Source organism: Anaeromicrobium sp. (assembly GCF_025210435.1).
GTDB lineage: Bacteria > Bacillota > Clostridia > Peptostreptococcales > Thermotaleaceae > Anaeromicrobium.
Genome location: NZ_JAOART010000087.1, coordinates 33444 through 52631, shown reverse-complemented (window position 1 = coordinate 52631; position 19188 = coordinate 33444). Strand labels below are relative to the sequence as shown.

Sequence of the window (19188 nt, the reverse complement as noted above, 5' to 3'; positions counted from 1 at the left end):
TGGATTTAATAATTATACATATAACCCACTTTTATACTCTATAAACTACTTAGATATTAATTTTTTAAGCTTGTAAAGTTCATTCATTGCATCCATAGGTGTCAGCTCTAATATGTTAATCTTTCTTAATTCTTCAACTACCTTAGAATCTTCACTGGGTTGTAAGAAATCTAATTGTTGTTCACAAACTGCAATTTCCTTGTGAACCTCTTGAATTTCTTCTTCCTTGTATTCAATGTTATCATCTTTTATTTCATCATAATCCATAGTAGGTCTTACATGGTCATTTTCAAGTTTTTCAAGTATTCCCTTAGCCCTATCTATAACATGATTTTTTACTCCAGCTAACTTAGCCACTTCTATTCCATAACTTTGATCTGCACTACCCTTTATGATTTTGTGTAAGAATACTACATTTCCATTGTTTTCTTTCACATGGATGCAGTAATTTTTTACTCCATCTAATGTGTCTTCTAGATCAGTCAATTCATGGTAGTGGGTAGCGAACAATGTCTTTGCACCTATGTTTTTAATATCACTGATGTGTTCCACTACGGCCCAAGCAATACTAAGTCCATCATAAGTACTAGTTCCCCTTCCTATTTCATCTAGGATAATTAAACTATCCCTAGTAGCATTATTAAGTATATTGGCAAGTTCGCTCATTTCCACCATGAAGGTACTTTGTCCCTGAGCTAAGTCATCAGATGCTCCTACCCTAGTAAATATCCTGTCTACTATACCTATATTTGCTCTATCTGCCGGTACAAAGCAACCGATCTGACTCATTAGGGCAATTAAAGCAACTTGTCTCATATAGGTGGACTTACCTGCCATGTTTGGTCCTGTTATAATGGAGAATCTATTTTCATCCTTATTTAGTAGTGTATCATTTCCTACAAATATTTCGTCTTTCATCATCCTTTCTACTACAGGATGACGGCCATTTTCAATATGAATTTTACCTTCAAAGTTTATTTCAGGCTTCACATAGTTATATTCATTACTTATATGGGCAAAGGAAAGGAGGGCATCTAACCCAGCTATCTCACTAGCAGTCCTTTGAATCCTTAAACTATGTTCCTTTATCTTTTCCCTTAAACTTAAGAATATATCATATTCAAGTTCTACAATCTTATCTTGAGCACCTAATACTTTAGCTTCCACTTCCTTTAATTCAGGAGTTATATATCTCTCCGCATTGGATAAGGTTTGTTTCCTTATATAATCATCTGGAACTAGGCTAAGGTTTGATTTAGTCACTTCTATATAATATCCAAATACTTTGTTAAAGCCTATCTTTAAGGATTTAATACCAGTCTTTTCCTTTTCCATATTTTCTAAGTTGGATATCCATTCTTTACCACCACGACTAATATATCTTAGTTCATCTAATTCTTCGTTATATCCATCCTTAATTATTCCACCTTCTTTTATAGTAATAGGTGGATTTTCCACAATGGCCTTTTCTATGATTTCTCTCACATCTTGAGAAGTTTCTATTCTATCTCTTATTTCTTTTATCTTTAAAGACTCCATGTGACCTATAGTATTTTTTATATTAGGAAGTTGTTCTAGGGATGTCTTTAAAGCCATCATATCCCTGCCATTGGCATTGCCATAAGAAATCCTTACGGCTAAACGCTCTAGATCATATACACTTTTTAAGTAACCCTTTAACTCTTCCATTACTAAGAAATCATTCTTTAATTCTTCTACACCATCTAACCTTCCCTGTATTTCATCTGGATTTTTAAGGGGCTCCTCTACCCATTTTTTTATTTGTCTAGCTCCCATGGCCGTATTAGTTTTATCAAGTACCCAAAGTAGTGAACCCTTTTTACTTTTTTCCCTCATGGTCTCAGCAAGTTCTAGGTTACGTCTTGTAAACTTATCTAGTACCATATAGTTGTCCAAATAATAGAATCTTATATTTTGAATAAAGGATATGCTACTCTTTTGAGTAGTTTCTATATATTCAAGTAATGACCCTACTGCACATATACTATAATTTTTGTCACTAAGACCTATTCCATCTAAATTTAGTACATTTAATTGTTTTAATATTTTGTTTTGTCCATACTTCAAATCATAGGCCCAACCATGAAATAAACTTATGTATGGGTTCATTATCTTCCCAATCTCAAGTTCTATATTAATTCCATTATGAACATTTTTATTTATTATAATTTCCCTAGGTTTAGTCTTAACAATTTCATCTATTAATTGCCCCAATGGATTATCATCTATTATTTGAGTACAATTTAATCTTCCCGTACTTATATCTGAGTAAGCTATACCAATGGCACCTTCATCCACATATATGGACATGATATAGTTATTTTCATTATCCTTAAGTAGCTCCGCATCCATAACTGTTCCTGGAGTTACTACCTTTACCACATCTCTTTTTACCAAGCCCTTAGCCTTAGATGCATCTTCCACCTGTTCTGCTATGGCCACCTTATATCCCTTTTCTATAAGCTTTGCTATATAGTTTTGTGCAGAATGAAAGGGTACTCCACACATGGCTGCCTTTTCCTCTAATCCACAGCTCTTTCCAGTTAGTGTAATTTCAAGTTCCCTTGATGCTGTTTTAGCATCCTCAAAGAACATTTCATAAAAATCGCCTAATCTAAAAAATAAAATACAATCTTTATATTTATCCTTTATATCAAGGTATTGCCTCATCATTGGAGTTAATTTTCCCATGCACCTATTCCTCCTACTATTAATTAGCCCCTTACTTCTTCTTAGTAATGTTATAAAAACCAGGGATATCCCTGGTTTTTAATTGTCCTATAAAGCTTCACCTTCTAAACTGAAGGTTTTTGCCTTAGTAATTTTCACATCAACCACTTGACCGATTAATTCTTCATTTCCACTAAAGTTAACTAGTTTACTTGTTTCTGTTCTTCCCATTAACTTTGTTTTATCTGTCTTACTAAATCCTTCTACTAAAACTTTTAAAGTCTTTCCCTCTAGCTTTTTATTATTGTCATTGATTATAGGGTTTAATACATTTAGTAATCTATTAAATCTTTCATGCTTAATATCTTCTGGTACTTGATCTTCATATTTAGCAGCAGGAGTACCTTCTCTGATAGAATATAGGAAAGTAAATGAAGAATCATAACCTACTTCCTCTACTAAGCTTAGTGTGTCATTAAAATCTTCTTCCGTTTCTCCCGGGAATCCAACTATTATATCTGTACTTATGGCTACACCAGGTATTTCTCTTTTTAGATCATGTACTATATTTAAATAATCTTCCCTAGTATAGTGTCTATTCATTTTCTTTAGTATTCTACTACTTCCTGATTGAACTGGTAAATGCATATGATTACATACCTTGTCACAATCTCTCATGGCCTCAATTAAATCATATGATAAATCCTTTGGATGGGAAGTCATAAATCTGATTCGCTCTATTCCCTCTACTTCATTTAACATTCTAAGTAATTGGGCAAAATCCACCTTCTCTTCTAAGGTTTTTCCATAGGAGTTTACATTTTGACCTAAAAGTGTAATTTCTTTAGTTCCTTCTTGTCCAAGCTCTCTCACTTCATTTACTATATCTTCAGGCTTTCTACTTCTTTCTCTTCCCCTAGTGTATGGAACTATACAATAGGTACAAAAGTTGTTACAACCATACATTATATTTACAAATCCCTTTAGGGAGAATCTTCTTGCAGCCTTTAATCCTTCTACTACTTCTCCTTCACTCTCCCATACATCCACAATCATAGTTTGGCTCTGTCTACATGCGACTAGTAATTGGGGAAACTTATGAAGGTTATGTGTACCAAATACAATATCCACATGCCTATATTTTTTCTTTATTTCATTTACCACATGAGGTTGTTGCATCATACAACCACATACTGCAATAATCATATCCTTTTTCTTTGCCTTTTTAGGTTTTAATTGTCCTAAGTTACCATATACCTTTAGTTCTGCATTTTCTCTTACACAACAAGTATTATATATAATTAAATCTGCATCATCTATGTTATCAGCCTGTTCATATGCCATATTATCAAGCATTGCCATTAATTTCTCCGAGTCATGTTCGTTCATTTGGCAACCATAAGTTACTATTAAAGCCTTCTTTTTCTTATGAGTTTTTTCATATTCCTCTTCATTTTCAGCTTTCATTATTTCAATATATTCATTTTGAAGTGCAATGTCTTCTAATGATACTTTCACTTCTTTTCTTTCGCTCAAAGTTATTTCCTCCTAAATTGTATGTTATATCTATTATCTGATTTATATACTATCATATTATAACAGTTTGATGTAACTATATTCAACATTATACTAGGTTTTCATAAATATAATTAGTCATAAATTTAGTATAACCTTTTTCTTATTTTAATAAATTGAGACTGTAAAATCTTTTTTTATATTTAACAAGTCCCTAAATTAATATTTTTTTACGGATCCTATATCAAAGGAGGCTTGTTACTAATTCTATATAAAGTTAAACCTATAAACCCATCACCTTATACGAAAAATAATTTCTATAAGGGTGTAGATTGGAATAATTTAAAAAATAATAAAGATAAAGATGCCTATAACAAAAAAGTTTTTTAGACTTTTTTAATAGAGCTATTTTAAAGTATGCTTTCCATGATGCTAGGAATGAATAATATTAATAGGAACAATGATGATGCCCCATTGTCATGATAGTATTTTTAATGTTATGGATTAGCTATTTACAACTTTCTCCAAAGAAAATAACCAGAGGTAGTTTCGTAACCACCTCCCCCTAAATATACAATTTATTGTATAAAAATACTTGATAAAATTTTATAGAAAACAATAAGATGGTGAATACTTGTAGTAGGGTTTTATCACTCCACAAGCAATTCTTCTTCCTGCATTCCCTGTAGGTTGTGTTCTATAATCATCGGGATTTTCATGAATTATAATGGACTTTCCTATTACATCTCTAACCTTAAATTTATTAGTAAAAAATTCCATAATTGCTACTCCATCGTTTGAAAATAGAACTGGAAAATCTCCTGCATGATTCCCATGAGGTTGATTAGTCGGATTCCAGTGACCACCAGCATATTTAAATGGATTGCCACATCCTCCTATGTTGCAATTTCCAAACTCATGAATATGGAACCCAAAGGGACCTATAGGATCTAAATCTCCCTTTGCAGGTTGATAAGGTGGCAATCCATGTATATTCGCATATACCATAGCACCAGTAGGTACGTCTTTTATAAATACTATGCCTCTAATTTGTGGTCTAATTGGCCCTCCTCTTACATTAACTATAGCTACATGTGGGTATCTGCTTTCCATACTCTCATCTCCATTTTTATCTTATTACATGCTTCACATTATGATACGGAGTAATACAGTGTTATTAACCCTACATTAAACATTATTTTCGTATAATAATAACATCTTATTTAGGTGCTTTCATATATCCTCAACTGGATTAACCCCTTCATTTTGAACAAAAACTCATTAATTCTTCTATTTTCATAGTATTACTTTTTATAACAATATGTTAATAGTGGATTCAAATGTTATTTTACAATTTCCAGTAAAATCTTTACCTGGCCTTTTAACAAAGGTTTATGGAGAAATAGCCATTTTTTTAATAATGGAATTTAATTTATTTTTAATAATCGTAGAGTAATTAGTCATAATGAAGCCTCCTTAAATTAATCTATTTAAGTGGCTTCCCCGAAAAAAAGAGCAGAGCATGTTTTGGCATACTCTACATCTTTAAATAATATTATTAAAAGTTTTTAACTTAATCACATTGCCTTTTACTTTCTTTCTCTTGGAGCACTACCTGTAGCCCATGCAGTATTTATTTGATTCATTTCCTCTGTCACTCGTGCAGATTTAATGCTTAGTTCTTGAGTCTTTAATTCATAAATATCTTCTACTGCTCCTGAATCTACAGAATTTTTTATTACTTTTATTTCTTTGTCTTTATTTATATGGTTTCTTTTCATGTAAACACCTCTGCCTTAGTGTTTCACATACACATAAATCATATGTGTTTTTGTTTTATATAAGATAATTATTGTATATATAATATAATGGAATTAAAATATAATAAATTATGCCATTATATTTACTACTCGGTACTACATTAGAAATATAAGCATTATTAATAACTATATTGTATTAATAATGCTTATATGTTAAAATTTACCTATTATTACGATTGGAGTTGATTTATCAAATATGAGACTACCCTTTTGGCAATACCTCGTTATTTATATAATCGTTGCATCCTCAATTGATTTTATTGATAAAAAACTTAAAATCTATAATAAGTTATACATAAAACTTGAATCTAAAATATTAGCTAAATTAGTTATTTATTTTGTTGGTATTTTTGCAATTATATTTATGCATTATCTTAATGTTAATCCCAAAATTAATATTGCAGTGGCTGCAGGTCTGGGAGCAGGTACTGCTTCTATTAGATAAATTCCATATCTCAGTCTATTATAATTCAAAACTACAATCTGTTCTCTTTTTATTCTCTCATTGAAATAATATCCATATTTATGAATTTAACAGGGTAATGTCAGCATCTTAAAAGATCCTAACACTACCCTTTATAATTTTCTAATTATTTATCCATACTATCTTTTATTTTTTTGCATAAGCCCCCCTACCTATCTACTAGTTATATTATTAGAAGATTATTATAATGTTCAAAAAAATTAGTATTTTTTGTAGAATTTTGTTTTTATTAAAATTTATTTATGTTAATATATATTTATGTTTTTTCAACAAATCAGCATATAGACATATATAAAGAGGAGACGTATAAGATGAGTTTTTCAAAGAGAATATTAAGTATGGATGAAAGCCCCATAAGGAAATTAACGCCTTATGCAGAAGAGGCTAAATCACAAAATAAAAAAGTATATCACTTAAACATAGGTCAACCAGATATAGAAACGCCACATTTATTTATGAATAAAATCAAAAATTCAGAAGAGAAAATAATAAGTTACACTAATTCCACTGGAAATGATGAACTTATAGATAGCTTTATAGAATTTTATAAGAATTATAATCTAGCCTACGAAAGAGATGAAATACTAATTACTAATGGGGCTAGTGAAGGTCTTTTATTTACTCTTATGGCCCTAGGTGATGTGGGAGATGAGGTCATAATCCCAGAGCCCTTTTATACTAACTATAAGGGAATTTGTGCTTCAATAGGTCTAAATGTGGTTCCCATAACTACAAAAATAGAGGATTCCTTTCATTTACCACCTAAAGAGGATTTTGTAAATAAAATTACAGATAAAACTAAGGCCATATTAATATCTAATCCATCTAATCCAACAGGAGTTGTTTACACTAAAGAAGAAATAGAGACTATTGCTAATATAGCAAAGGAACATAATTTATATGTTATTTCTGATGAGGTGTATAGGGATTTTGTATATGATGATAATAAATTTCATAGTTTTGGTGAGATAAATCACATAAAAGATAGAATTATTTTAATAGATAGTTTATCTAAGAGATTTAGTGCTTGTGGTGCTAGAATAGGTTCCATAGTAAGTAAAAACAAATTATTAATAAAAGAAATTTTGAAGTTGTGTCAGCTTAGATTGTGCTGTCCCATGTTAGAACAAATCGGTGCTACAGAACTTTTAAAAACTCCAAAGGAATATGTTATTTCATCCTTAGATACATACAAAAAAAGAAAAGATGTATTATATGAGGAATTAAAAAAAATCCCTAATGTAACTATAACTAAGCCAGAAGGGGCCTTTTACATAGTTATAAAACTTCCCGTTAAAGATGCAGAGGATTTTTGTATCTGGCTACTTAAGGACTTTTCCTTTAATAATGAAACAGTTATGCTAGCTCCTGCCAAAAACTTTTATGGTTCAAGCCTTGGTCATAATGAGGTTAGAATTGCCTATGTTATAGATGAGAATGAATTAAAAAGAGCTTCACATGTTTTAAAAATAGGATTAGAAAAATATATATTAGAAAAGGGTTGCTAAATTAGCAACCCTTAATTTTATTAAATATTTATTTACCCAATAACTTCTTCTAATGGAGTGTACTCTAGATTATGGGCTTTAGCTACTGATTCATAAGTAACTTTACCTTCAATTACGTTAACTCCCTTAGCTAGAGCCTTATTTTCCTTAATAGCCTCTAAGTATCCCTTGTTAGCTATTTGTAATCCATATGGTAATGTAGCACTAGTTAATGCTAATGTGGAAGTTCTAGCTACTGCTCCTGGCATATTAGCAACAGAATAATGAATTACACCGTGCTTTTCATATACTGGATTATCATGAGTAGTTATTCTATCTATTGTAGCAATAGAACCACCTTGATCTATAGCAACATCTACAATAACAGAACCTGGTTCCATAGCCTTAACCATATCTTCCGTTACTAAGTGAGGTGCCTTAGCGCCTGGGATTAATACAGCCCCTATTACTAGGTCTGACTCTTTAACCGCTTTAGCTACGTTATAGCTGTTTGATACTACAGTTTTGATTCTTCCTTGGAATATATCATCTAAGTATATTAATCTTTGTGCATTAATATCTAATATAGTTACATCTGCACCTAACCCAACAGCCATCTTAGCTGCATGGGTACCAACGATACCCCCACCAATTACAGTAACTTTAGCTGGTTCTACTCCAGGTACTCCTCCTAGTAATACACCTTTTCCACCTTCGTGCTTTTCTAGGAATTGAGCTCCTATTTGAGTAGCCATTCTTCCTGCTACCATACTCATTGGAGTTAAAAGTGGTAATGAACCATCTTCTAATTGAACAGTTTCATAAGCAATAGATACAACATTTTTTTCAATTAAAGCCTTTGTTAATTCTGGTTCTGGAGCTAAGTGTAAATATGTATACAATATTTGTCCTTCTTTAAAGTATTCATATTCTTCTTTTAATGGCTCTTTTACCTTAACAATCATATCAGCCATGTGGAAAACTTCCTTAGCAGTGGGTATTATTTCAGCACCAGCTTCCACATAAACTTCATTAGAAAAACCACTACCTAAGCCCGCATTGTTTTCAATAATAACCTTGTGTCCTGCTCTAACAAAAGCGTCCACACCTGCCGGAGTTATAGCAACTCTGTTCTCATTGTTCTTAATTTCCTTAGGAATTCCAACTATCATTTGTATCCCTCCATACGAATTATTCTAGAGTCATTAGGCTCTAGGAAGATTATAACATATATGTTATTAAGTTTGTAGTTCTTTTGTGAATTTTGTGAATGTTATATTCTTGTCAGAATATTCTACTTCTTGAACAATCTATCCCATAGACCTTTTCTTTCCTCTAACCTCTTTACCCTATCTTTTAATTCAGCTAATTCATAACTTTTTTCTTTTACTTTCATCTTTAACCTTGCATTTTCTGATATTAAGACATCTTTTTCCTTACTTCCTTCTCCTCTTAAGGGAATTGGTTTTGTTTCTTTTCTTTCTTCTAATAAATTTTCCATATGTGTTATGATGTCAGCTTTTACTTCATCCATTTTATATTTCAGATCATTGGTAATTAAATTTTGTATTTCATGTACATCACCAGTGTTCATTATAGCGGTACAATTATTATGTACTATATCTACTTCTGCAGTAGCAGCTACAGGAGCATCACAATCATTTATTATGACCTCAGGGGATTTTAATATTGATTTTATCTGTTTATTTGTAAGCCCTTTCCCCTGTAAATCTTTTATGTATAAAAATGTTTCTACTTCTTTGTCTGTGTAATATCTTCTATTTGAATTAGTTCTTGGTATTTCTAAATCAAAATCCGTTTCATAATACCGAAGAACATGAGTAGGATACTCTGTAATTTTGCTTACCTCAGATATGGTATATTGTTTCTTTTTTTCCATAAAATTACACCCCCTTATTTTCTATTCTTTATAGATATTCTAATTCCTTTATACTTTTATAAAATAAAAAAAGCAAATTAGAACACTATTAGACTATCTTTTTCACAAGGGAGTGTAGTAATTAAATCATCCTATATTTTTTTGTAGAAAAAAGTCTTTAAAGATTCAAAATTGTATCTTGTTGGCATTATTATTTGTTCAGTGCTACCTACAAATAATATTCCTCCGTCTTTTAAAGATTCATTGAATTTTTTATAAATGATCTCTTTAGATTCTTCTGTGAAATATATCATTACATTTCTACATACTATTAAATCGCAGTTCCTAGGATATGAATCATTTAAAAGATTATGTTCTTTAAATTCTATACATTTTTTTACTTCATTTTTAATTTGGTATTTGTCTCCTAATTTATCAAAATATTTATTGACAAAATTGGAAGGTACACCTGATACACTTTTTTCACTGTATATGCCTTCCTTTGCCTTTCTAAGGACCTCTTTATCTATGTCAGTAGCTACTATACTTATGGATGATAATGGTATTAAATTGCTAAGACACATGGCCAATGAATATGGTTCATCTCCTGTTGAACATGCTGCACTCCATATCTTTAATTTTTTATTTTGGGATAATAGATACGGAAATACTTCTTTTTCTAATACCTTCCATTGATTTATATTCCTATAAAATTCTGATACGTTTATAGTCAGATAGTTTATAAACTGTTCATATAAGGCCTTATCCTTGCATAAGGCTTCATAGTAATCCTTATACCCTTTAAAATTATTTCTCTTAATTAAAGAGTCTATTCTTCTTTTCATCTGTCTTTCTTTATAGTAGTTTAAATTTATTTTACTTTTTCTATGTACTACATCTTTAAACTCTTCGTAATTCATAAGCGCCCCCTTATTTTTTAAAAAAGAATAAGGATTAATCCTTATTCTTTTTTATTATTCTTCAACAGAAGTTTCCTGTGCATCTTTAATGCTTAAGCTCATTCTCTTCTTTTCTTTATCTAATTCTAGTATTTTTGCCTTAACAGTCTCACCTATTTTTAATACTTCATCTGCCTTGGATATATGTTTTTCACATATTTGTGAAATATGTACTAATCCATCAAGTCCTGGCTCAACTTCCACAAAAGCTCCAAAATCTACTAATCTAACAACTTTTCCTTCTACAACTTCACCTACTTCATATTTTTCGTCTGCCACTTCCCATGGCTGTGGTAAAAGTTGCTTAATACCTAATGATACTTTTCCCTTTTCTCTATCAAAGTCTAATATCTTAACTTCAACTTTATCTTCTTCTTTTAATACATCCTTAGGGTCATTTACTCTTCCCCAAGATATATCTGAAATGTGAACTAAGCCATCAATTCCACCAATATCTACAAAGGCTCCAAAGGCAGCAAGTCTCTTGACAGTCCCTTGTACCACCTTCTCCTTTTGAATATTTTCCCAAACTTTATTTTCTCTCTCTTCTCTTTCGGCTTCTAATATGATTCTATGAGATAATACTAGTTTCTTTTTATCTAACTTAAATTCAATTACCTTTACAGATAATTCTTGTCCTACATATTTATCTAAATCCTTTACAAATCTTAAAGATAATTGAGAAGCCGGAATGAATCCTCTTAATTCCTTATATAAAGCTATAACTCCACCCTTTACAACTTGTGAAACCTTAACTACTATAGTCTCTTTGTCTTCAAATATCTTTTCTATTTCTTTCCAATGCTTTTCTGCATCTACTCTCTTTTTAGATAATAATACATTACCTTCTCCGTCATCGGATTTTAATACGCAAACTTCTAATTCTTCTCCTTCTTTAATAATTGTTCTTGGATCCACAGAAGAATCACCTGCAAGTTCACTTCTTGGTATTACTCCATCAGACTTATATCCAATGTTTACAACCACTTCACCCTCTGTTACTTGTACAACAGTTCCTTTAACTATTGTTCCTCTTCTTGGCATGACTAAACTCTTTTCGATTTCCTCCATCATGCTCATCATGTCATTTTGCTCTTGTTGAATATCACTCATTTTTTCAATAGCCTCCTTAATAATCCAATCTGGAGTAGAAGCTCCAGCTGTAATTCCTATTCTATTTAAATCTTTTAAATCTTTTATAGGCAATTCATCTGCCGTTTCAATATGATACGACTTTTTACAATACTCTTTACTTATTTTATATAACTTTTGAGTATTAGAACTATGATAACCTCCAATGACAATCATAGCATCCACATTTTTAGCTAGTTCGGCACAGTGCATTTGCCTTTCTTTTGTGGCAGCACATATGGTATTAAACATTTCTAACTCATTAGTCTTATTTTTTAATTCATTAGTTATATTATTCCAAAGCTCACGGGTAATTGTAGTTTGAGCTACAACGCAAATCTTGTCACAATTAGGTATAACATCTAAATCCTTATTAGATTCTACCACATATACATTACCTTTACACCATCCCTTTATACCTATTACCTCAGGATGCTTAGAATTACCTATAATTACTACATTATAGCCCTTTTCACCATATTCTTTAGCTATTTTTTGGACTTTTCTAACGAAGGGACATGTGCAATCTATAATTTCTATGTGTAAGTCTTTAGCTCTTTCATATACCTTAAGAGGGATTCCGTGGGACCTGATAATTAAAGTGGAATTTTTAACTTCTTCTAAGGCTTCTATGGCTTTTATTCCCTCATTTTCAAGTTTATCTATAACTTGATTATTATGTATCAGAGGTCCATATGTATATATGGAATCGTATTTTTTTGCAGCAGCCAAAGTTTCATTCATAGCTTTTTTAACGCCAAAACAAAAGCCTGCATTTTTAGCAACTTCTATTTTCACTATTATTATACCTCCTATGGATACTTTTATTTAAATTCTACACTTTTTTACAAATTCCTTCTAAATATTATCTTTTATTCTATAAAAGATAATATTTCTTTTATTACTTCATTTATATTCTTACTTGTACTATCTATTTCAATGGCATCTTCTGCCTTTTTTAAAGGAGCAATTTCCCTTTCACTATCAATCTTATCTCTTCTTCCTATATCTTTCTTTATATCTTCTAAATTTACATCAAAACCCTTTTTAATAAGCTCTTCATACCTTCTATGGGCCCTTTCTTCTATGGATGCTGTCAAGAAAAACTTATACTCAGCCTTTGGAAGAACAAAGGTTCCTATATCTCTACCATCCATTATTACACTTTTACCCTCTGATATTTTTCTTTGAAGTTCTACCATTTTTTGTCGAACTTTCCCTATGGCCGACACTGCTGAAACATTTTTAGTTACTAGGGGAGTTCTTATTTCTTCATTTACACATTCTCCATTTAAATACACATTAGAACTGTCTAGGTCCATATCTATTTTACTCAAAGCTTCATTTACCTGTTTTTCGTTCTCTATAGAAATTTCATTCTTTAAAAAGTTTAATGTTACAGCCCTATACATGGCTCCCGTATCTATGTAAACTAAATTTTTCAGTTTTGCAATTTTCTTTGCTACCGTACTCTTTCCTGCTCCCGCTGGTCCATCTAATGCTATTGTTATCCTTCTCATCCTAAAAATTCCTTTCCTCTATTTAATTTTATACGTTCATTCCTGCCAAATAGCCTGTAGAATATGCTATTTGTAAGTTATATCCTCCCGTTAAAGCCTCCACATCTATAACTTCTCCTGCAAAATGTAGACCTGCTATCTTCTTAGATTCCATAGTAGATGGATCTATTTCTTTCACATTGATTCCCCCAGAAGTTATTATGGCTTCCTTTATAGGTCTAGTTTTTGTAACGGTCATAGGTAATTTTGTTATATTATCTAATAAATTTTTTCTTTCCTCTTTAGTTATTTGATTTACTGTTTTGTCTTCTGCTATATTAGATAATTTAATTATTATAGGTATTAATTTTGTAGGTAATAAATCCTTTAATGCATTTTTAAATTGTTTATTAGAATATTTTTCAAAATCCCTTTGAATTCTCTTATCTAATTTATCCCTATGAAGGGCTGGTTTTAGATTAATAGTAACTGCCATATTTCCCTTTTCTAGGTATTCATTTATATAATTACTAGCACTTAAAACTAGGGGGCCAGATATGCCAAAATGGGTAAATAGCATTTCTCCAAAATTAGAATAGACTACTTTATTTTTATAATAGAATTTCATCTCCACATTTCTAAGGGAAAGTCCTTGAAGTTCACGAGTCCATCCTTCTTTCGTTTCAAGGGGCACAAGCGCAGCCTTTAATTTTACTATATCATGTCCAACCTTCTTAGCAAAATCATATCCAGATCCTGTAGCTCCTGTGGTAGGATAGGACAATCCACCTGTAGCTATAATTACTTTTTCACAATTAATTTTTTTATTGTCACTTAATATTACTCCCGTTACTTTATTCGCTTTAACAATAATCTCTTTTACTTTAGTTCCTAATCTCACATCTACTTTATATTTTAGCATATTTTTCTCTAGGGCTTTTATTACATCACTAGACTTATCTGAAAGGGGAAATACTCTAAAACCCCTTTCCACTTTAGTCTTCACACCATGTTCATTCATTAGGTTTATTATGTCATCATTTGTATAACTATAAAAAGCACTATACAAAAAGTTCTTATTTGTAGTAACATTATTTATTAATTCTTCAATATCTTGGGCATTAGTTATATTACATCTACCTTTTCCTGTAATATATATTTTTTTTCCCAATTTTTCATTTTGCTCTAATAATAGGGTCTCATTTCCTCTACTTGCTGAAGTGGCAGCTGCAATCATTCCTGCTGCTCCTCCTCCTATAACAATTACTTTACTCAATTTTATCTTCATCCTTTACTCTATATTTTCTAAGTGAGCAGTATCATTTAATGTTTTAATAACCGGACCATAATCCCTATACTCTATTATATTTATAGATGTATTATTTTGAGTTATTTTATAAAAGTCTGATAAGGGCATTTCCATAATACCTAAGATCATACTTTTAATAGATATGCCATGAGATACTATTAATATAGTTTTCCCTTTATTTTCTTTTATAATATGATTAATTATTTCTAGTGTTCTATTTTGAACATCTATTAGCTTTTCAGCTTGGGGAATTAAAGCCTTATGTGGATTATTTCTCCATACTATAAACTCATCTTCATATTTCTCTTTTATTTCACTAATCCTTAAACCTTCCCATCTTCCAAAACTCATTTCTCTTAATCTATTGTCTTTTATAACCTGTTGATTTAATTCTTTTGCCACCATTTCAGCCGTATGAAAGGCTCTGTCTAGGTCACTACTATATATTTTATCAATATTATAATGCTTTAGCCTTTGTGCAAGTAGCTTAGCTTGATTTAAGCCATTCTCTGTTAATCCTATGTTTTTACTACCTTGAGCTCTATGTTCTATGTTCCATGTAGTTTCCCCATGTCTTACCATAATTAATTTGGTCATGCCATTCCTCCTAACACTAAGAACCATTATACATTAAATTATATAATCATAAAATATCATTTTCATTATTTTATCCTTTCAAATAATAATAATTTAAGGTTGCAGGTAAAATTACTAGTAAAATTATTATTACTTGAAAGGATTTTAAAAAAAAAGCCACAGTTCTCACTGTAGCTTCTTTTATCTATAGACTAGATCCATCTTTATTGTCGTATACATTTTGTGTTTTCCAAATATTTTCAAGCTTGTTAAAGGTAGTTGAGATTTTATCTCTTTCTTTCATGCCTAGTGCAACTATTAGTGCATTGATTAAACTAAGTGGCGCCACCAAAGAATCTACAAAAGATGCCATATTACTTCTTGCCGTCAGTGTATAGTCTGCTATTTCCGTTATAGGAGACACTTTACTATCCGTAAGACCTACTATAGTAGCTCCCTGTTCCTTAGTGTAATTTAAAGCATTTAATGTACTTTTAGAATATCTAGGAAAACTAATTCCAATTACTAAGTCTCCCTCTTTAACTCTTAATATTTGCTCAAATACGTCGCTTACACCTAATCTTACTACTCGTACATTATCAAGAACTAGATTTAAATAAAAACCTAAGTACTCTGCTAAGGTGCTAGAACTTCTAAGACCAACTATATAAACCCTATCTGCTTCTAAAATTTTATCAATTATGTCTTGGAATAATTTATCATCTAATTCGTCAATCATATGACGTATATTATCCATATCAGCCTTTAAAACTTTTTTTAATACTGTACCACCATCTTTGTAATCCTTTGACATTTCAAGTCTCTGTACAGTAGTTAATTTTGTCTTAACAAGTTCTTGGAGTTCCTTTTGCAATTGGGGGTACCCATCATATCCTAATGCATTAGCAAATCTTACTACAGTAGATTCACTTACTCCGACCCTGTTTCCTAATTTTGAAGCTGTCATAAAAGCTGCCTTATCGTATTCATTTATGATGTATTGTGCAATAAGTTTTTGCCCCTTACTTAATCGTGAAAATTTCTTTTGTATAATCCTAGTTAAATCTACCTTTTCTTCTTTCATATTTTATATACCTTTCCTCTTAAAGATTTTCTACTAGCTTATATCCTTCATATAGTGCTTTTTTGTTTAGCTCTTCAGTTCCCTTTGGAACTCTGCTTAACACTGCTTTTTCTAGAGATTCTTTTTCCACTAATCCTAATACTCCGTTTATAACACCTAATGCAACTATATTAGCCACTACAATTTTACCAACTTCATTAGCCGCTGTATCAAGAATTGGTAATTGTACAACCTTACCACAATTTATATTATCTTCTAGTTTTACCTTTGTGTCTACTATTAAAGTAGTATTCTCATTTACTTCTTTAGCATATTTGTCCGCTGCTATTTGAGTTAAGCATAAAAGCATGTCTACAGATTGAACTTTAGGGAAATCAATTTCGTCATTACTAATGATTACCTCTGCTTTACTAGCTCCTCCACGAGCTTCTGGACCATATGATTGAGATTGAATAGCATTTTTACCTTCTAGTATTCCAGCCTCTGCTAATATTATTCCTCCAAGGATTAGACCTTGACCACCTGAACCTGTTAATCTTAATTCTTTTTTATTAGACATATTATCTCTCCTTTGATAATCTATCAATGATTTTTTGATATTCTTCAGTATATTCTGGTGAAGTAGTATCTACAAATTCACCTATTAAGAATTTACCTTCTAATTGTTCTTCAGTTAACTTTTCTGCTCTCTTCACATCAACAGCATGATCTTTTTGCCACTTAAGTAGGTTAACTGAATCACCTTTTTTATTCTTTCTTCCGTAATAAGTTGGGCAAGAACTGATTCCTTCAATTAGTGAGAATCCCTTGTTTTCAATACCCTTTTGGATGTACTTAATAAGTGGGTTAACATGGTATGCAGTTGAACGTGCAACATAAGTTGCTCCTGCTGCTGCACCTAAGTTACATATATCAAAAGGTCTGTCAATGTTTCCGTATGGTGCAGTAGTTCCTAGGTCTCCTGTTGGAGTTGCTGGAGAATATTGACCACCTGTCATTCCATAAATGTTGTTGTTAAATACGATAGTTGTAATATCTATGTTTCTTCTTGCTGCATGGATTAAGTGGTTACCACCGATTGCAGATGCATCTCCATCTCCTGTAATTACGATTACAGTAAGCTCTGGTCTTGCAAGTTTAACTCCTGTAGCAAAAGCTAATGCTCTACCGTGAGTAGTATGTAATGTGTTAAAGTCCATGTATCCTGGCGCTCTTGAAGAACATCCGATTCCCGATACTACACAAACCTTATCTTTATCTAAACCTAAATTTTGGATTGCTTGTGCTATACCACGCATTAAGATTCCGTGGCCACAACCTGGACACCAAATATGAGGTAATTTATTCATTCTAAAAGTATCTTGTATTAATTGACTAGACATTATAATACCTCCTTAATTTTTGCTAATATTTCGTCTGGAGTTAAGATTTCACCATTGATTTTTCCTATATGACTAACTTTAGTAGCACCCTTTACAACTCTTTCTACTTCTAAAGCTATTTGACCATAGTTAAGCTCTGATACAATAATGTTATCAACTTTATTAGCTAATTCAATAACTTGCTTTTCTGGGAATGGCCAGATAGTAATTGGTCTAAACATACCAACTTTTAAACCTTCTTCTCTAGCTTTTCTTACAGCAGCCTTTACAGCTCTTGCATTTCCACCATAACCTAACACTACAAGTTCTGCATCTTCTAACATGAATTCTTCATACTCTACAATATCGTCAATATTTTTCTCAACCTTGTCCATTAATCTTGTAATTAATGTTTGAGCAACCTCAGTACTGTTTGTAGGGAATCCAGTTTCATCATGAACAAGTCCTGTTACATGGTATCTATATCCATCACCGAATCCTGCCATAGCTGGAACTAATTCGTCACCTTCTACACCATATGCTAAGTAATCTTCTGGTGCACAAGTAGGCTTCTTTCTATCTATAATTTCAATGTCATCCGCACTAGGGATTTCAATTTTTTCTCTCATATGTCCAACAATTTCATCTAATAATAGTATTACAGGAGTTCTGTATTTTTCTGCTAAGTTAAAGCATCTAACTGTTAAGTCAAATGTTTCTTTAACTGAAGATGGTGATAAAGCTATTACTGGGTGATCTCCATGAGTTCCCCACTTAGCTTGCATAACATCTCCTTGAGATGGTGAAGTAGGAAGTCCTGTACTTGGACCATGTCTTTGAACGTTTACTATAACACATGGTGCTTCTGCCATAGCTGCATATCCAATATTTTCTTGCTTTAATGAAAATCCTGGTCCACTTGTAGCAGTCATAGCTTTAGCTCCAGTTAAAGCTGCACCTATAGTAGCTGCCATACCTGCAATTTCATCTTCCATTTGTATAAACTTTCCACCAACTTTAGGAAGCTTTTCTGCTGATCCTTCTGCAACTTCTGTAGAAGGTGTTATTGGATAACCACCATAGAAAGTCATTCCAGCAGCTATAGCTCCCTCTACGCAGGCTTCATTTCCTTGCATTAATTTTACTACTCTATTTTTCATCTTCGTTACCTCCTAAATATATAGCATAATCAGGACATCTTAGCTCACATAGTCCACACTTAATACATGCGTCAAGGTCTAAGATTTCAATTTTTTCGTCTACTAAACCTAAAACTTTTTTAGGACAAAATTCAACACATATTCCACAACCCTTACACCATTCTTTTTTTATAATTAATTTTTTATCCTGTGACACTACTTTCAACTCCATTCTATTTATTAATAAATTGTTT

Annotated in this window: 18 protein-coding genes; 2 read left to right on the top strand and 16 right to left on the bottom strand. The window is 31.6% G+C overall.

Annotated features, from left to right (window positions below):
* Positions 1-45 precede the first annotated feature (45 nt).
* The 4 genes from mutS to N4A57_RS10665 form a co-directional block, all read right to left on the bottom strand.
* Positions 46-2712, bottom strand: a complete 2667-nt coding sequence (gene mutS / locus N4A57_RS10680) for a DNA mismatch repair protein MutS (RefSeq protein ID WP_293657983.1) — start codon at positions 2710-2712, stop codon at positions 46-48.
* 87 nt (positions 2713-2799) lie between these two features.
* Positions 2800-4227: a tRNA (N6-isopentenyl adenosine(37)-C2)-methylthiotransferase MiaB gene (gene miaB / locus N4A57_RS10675; protein ID WP_293657982.1), complete on the bottom strand. Its 1428-nt coding sequence runs from the start codon at positions 4225-4227 to the stop codon at positions 2800-2802.
* Between the two features lie 585 nt (positions 4228-4812).
* Complete coding sequence (locus tag N4A57_RS10670) at positions 4813-5319, bottom strand: superoxide dismutase family protein (RefSeq protein WP_293657981.1); 507 nt, start codon at positions 5317-5319, stop codon at positions 4813-4815.
* Positions 5320-5795: 476 nt separating this feature from the next.
* Entirely contained in the window at positions 5796-5987 is a 192-nt protein-coding gene (locus N4A57_RS10665) for a hypothetical protein (RefSeq protein WP_293657980.1), read from the bottom strand.
* A 235-nt stretch (positions 5988-6222) separates the two neighbouring features.
* Between N4A57_RS10665 and N4A57_RS10660 the strand changes: the two genes are divergently transcribed.
* Together N4A57_RS10660 and N4A57_RS10655 are read left to right on the top strand one after the other, a co-directional pair.
* Positions 6223-6471 (top strand): hypothetical protein, encoded by a 249-nt coding sequence (locus N4A57_RS10660; RefSeq protein WP_293657979.1) that lies wholly within the window; start codon positions 6223-6225, stop codon positions 6469-6471.
* 350 nt (positions 6472-6821) lie between these two features.
* On the top strand, positions 6822-8018 hold the full coding sequence (locus N4A57_RS10655; protein ID WP_293657978.1) for a pyridoxal phosphate-dependent aminotransferase: 1197 nt from the start codon (positions 6822-6824) through the stop codon (positions 8016-8018).
* 32 nt (positions 8019-8050) lie between these two features.
* On the opposite strand, the gene ald is transcribed toward N4A57_RS10655, so the two are convergent.
* The 12 genes from ald to N4A57_RS10595 all read right to left on the bottom strand — a co-directional run bounded on the left by ald (position 8051) and on the right by N4A57_RS10595 (position 19166).
* Entirely contained in the window at positions 8051-9169 is a 1119-nt protein-coding gene (gene ald / locus N4A57_RS10650) for an alanine dehydrogenase (RefSeq protein WP_293657977.1), read from the bottom strand.
* A 122-nt stretch (positions 9170-9291) separates the two neighbouring features.
* Positions 9292-9897, bottom strand: coding sequence for a MerR family transcriptional regulator (locus tag N4A57_RS10645; protein WP_293657976.1), 606 nt, complete (start codon positions 9895-9897; stop codon positions 9292-9294).
* A 131-nt stretch (positions 9898-10028) separates the two neighbouring features.
* Positions 10029-10796: a CheR family methyltransferase gene (locus N4A57_RS10640; RefSeq protein ID WP_293657975.1), complete on the bottom strand. Its 768-nt coding sequence runs from the start codon at positions 10794-10796 to the stop codon at positions 10029-10031.
* 54 nt (positions 10797-10850) lie between these two features.
* A complete protein-coding gene (locus tag N4A57_RS10635; RefSeq protein WP_293657974.1) occupies positions 10851-12764 on the bottom strand; it encodes a bifunctional 4-hydroxy-3-methylbut-2-enyl diphosphate reductase/30S ribosomal protein S1 in 1914 nt (637 codons plus the stop codon).
* Between the two features lie 74 nt (positions 12765-12838).
* Complete coding sequence (cmk, locus tag N4A57_RS10630; RefSeq protein WP_293657973.1) at positions 12839-13486, bottom strand: (d)CMP kinase; 648 nt, start codon at positions 13484-13486, stop codon at positions 12839-12841.
* Between the two features lie 28 nt (positions 13487-13514).
* A complete protein-coding gene (locus N4A57_RS10625) occupies positions 13515-14741 on the bottom strand; it encodes an NAD(P)/FAD-dependent oxidoreductase (RefSeq protein WP_293657972.1) in 1227 nt (408 codons plus the stop codon).
* 15 nt (positions 14742-14756) lie between these two features.
* Complete coding sequence (locus tag N4A57_RS10620; RefSeq protein ID WP_293657971.1) at positions 14757-15371, bottom strand: histidine phosphatase family protein; 615 nt, start codon at positions 15369-15371, stop codon at positions 14757-14759.
* Positions 15372-15555: 184 nt separating this feature from the next.
* Complete coding sequence (locus N4A57_RS10615) at positions 15556-16434, bottom strand: MurR/RpiR family transcriptional regulator (RefSeq protein ID WP_293657970.1); 879 nt, start codon at positions 16432-16434, stop codon at positions 15556-15558.
* A gap of 19 nt (positions 16435-16453) precedes the next feature.
* Positions 16454-16993, bottom strand: coding sequence for a 2-oxoacid:acceptor oxidoreductase family protein (locus N4A57_RS10610; protein WP_293657969.1), 540 nt, complete (start codon positions 16991-16993; stop codon positions 16454-16456).
* Position 16994: 1 nt separating this feature from the next.
* Positions 16995-17816 (bottom strand): 2-oxoacid:ferredoxin oxidoreductase subunit beta, encoded by an 822-nt coding sequence (locus tag N4A57_RS10605; protein ID WP_293657968.1) that lies wholly within the window; start codon positions 17814-17816, stop codon positions 16995-16997.
* Positions 17816-18955 carry a 2-oxoacid:acceptor oxidoreductase subunit alpha gene (locus tag N4A57_RS10600; RefSeq protein ID WP_293657967.1) on the bottom strand — a complete coding sequence of 380 codons (1140 nt, stop codon included), beginning with the start codon at positions 18953-18955 and terminating at the stop codon, positions 17816-17818. The genes N4A57_RS10605 and N4A57_RS10600 overlap by 1 nt, the downstream gene beginning before the upstream one ends.
* The gene (locus N4A57_RS10595) at positions 18945-19166 is read right to left on the bottom strand and encodes an indolepyruvate ferredoxin oxidoreductase subunit alpha (protein ID WP_293657966.1); all 222 of its coding nucleotides are present in this window, start codon (positions 19164-19166) and stop codon (positions 18945-18947) included. Before N4A57_RS10595 ends, N4A57_RS10600 begins: the two co-directional genes overlap by 11 nt.
* Between the last annotated feature and the right edge of the window lie 22 nt (positions 19167-19188).

Coding starts and splice junctions, on each gene's coding strand:
- N4A57_RS10620 (WP_293657971.1), bottom strand. CDS start 15,371: ATGACCAAATTAATTATGGTAAGACATGGGGAAACTACATGGAACATA.
- N4A57_RS10595 (WP_293657966.1), bottom strand. CDS start 19,166: ATGGAGTTGAAAGTAGTGTCACAGGATAAAAAATTAATTATAAAAAAA.
- N4A57_RS10645 (WP_293657976.1), bottom strand. CDS start 9,897: ATGGAAAAAAAGAAACAATATACCATATCTGAGGTAAGCAAAATTACA.
- N4A57_RS10615 (WP_293657970.1), bottom strand. CDS start 16,434: ATGAAAGAAGAAAAGGTAGATTTAACTAGGATTATACAAAAGAAATTT.
- N4A57_RS10605 (WP_293657968.1), bottom strand. CDS start 17,816: ATGTCTAGTCAATTAATACAAGATACTTTTAGAATGAATAAATTACCT.
- N4A57_RS10655 (WP_293657978.1), top strand. CDS start 6,822: ATGAGTTTTTCAAAGAGAATATTAAGTATGGATGAAAGCCCCATAAGG.
- cmk (WP_293657973.1), bottom strand. CDS start 13,486: ATGAGAAGGATAACAATAGCATTAGATGGACCAGCGGGAGCAGGAAAG.
- N4A57_RS10610 (WP_293657969.1), bottom strand. CDS start 16,993: ATGTCTAATAAAAAAGAATTAAGATTAACAGGTTCAGGTGGTCAAGGT.
- mutS (WP_293657983.1), bottom strand. CDS start 2,712: ATGGGAAAATTAACTCCAATGATGAGGCAATACCTTGATATAAAGGAT.
- N4A57_RS10600 (WP_293657967.1), bottom strand. CDS start 18,955: ATGAAAAATAGAGTAGTAAAATTAATGCAAGGAAATGAAGCCTGCGTA.
- N4A57_RS10665 (WP_293657980.1), bottom strand. CDS start 5,987: ATGAAAAGAAACCATATAAATAAAGACAAAGAAATAAAAGTAATAAAA.
- ald (WP_293657977.1), bottom strand. CDS start 9,169: ATGATAGTTGGAATTCCTAAGGAAATTAAGAACAATGAGAACAGAGTT.
- N4A57_RS10660 (WP_293657979.1), top strand. CDS start 6,223: ATGAGACTACCCTTTTGGCAATACCTCGTTATTTATATAATCGTTGCA.
- N4A57_RS10640 (WP_293657975.1), bottom strand. CDS start 10,796: ATGAATTACGAAGAGTTTAAAGATGTAGTACATAGAAAAAGTAAAATA.
- N4A57_RS10670 (WP_293657981.1), bottom strand. CDS start 5,319: ATGGAAAGCAGATACCCACATGTAGCTATAGTTAATGTAAGAGGAGGG.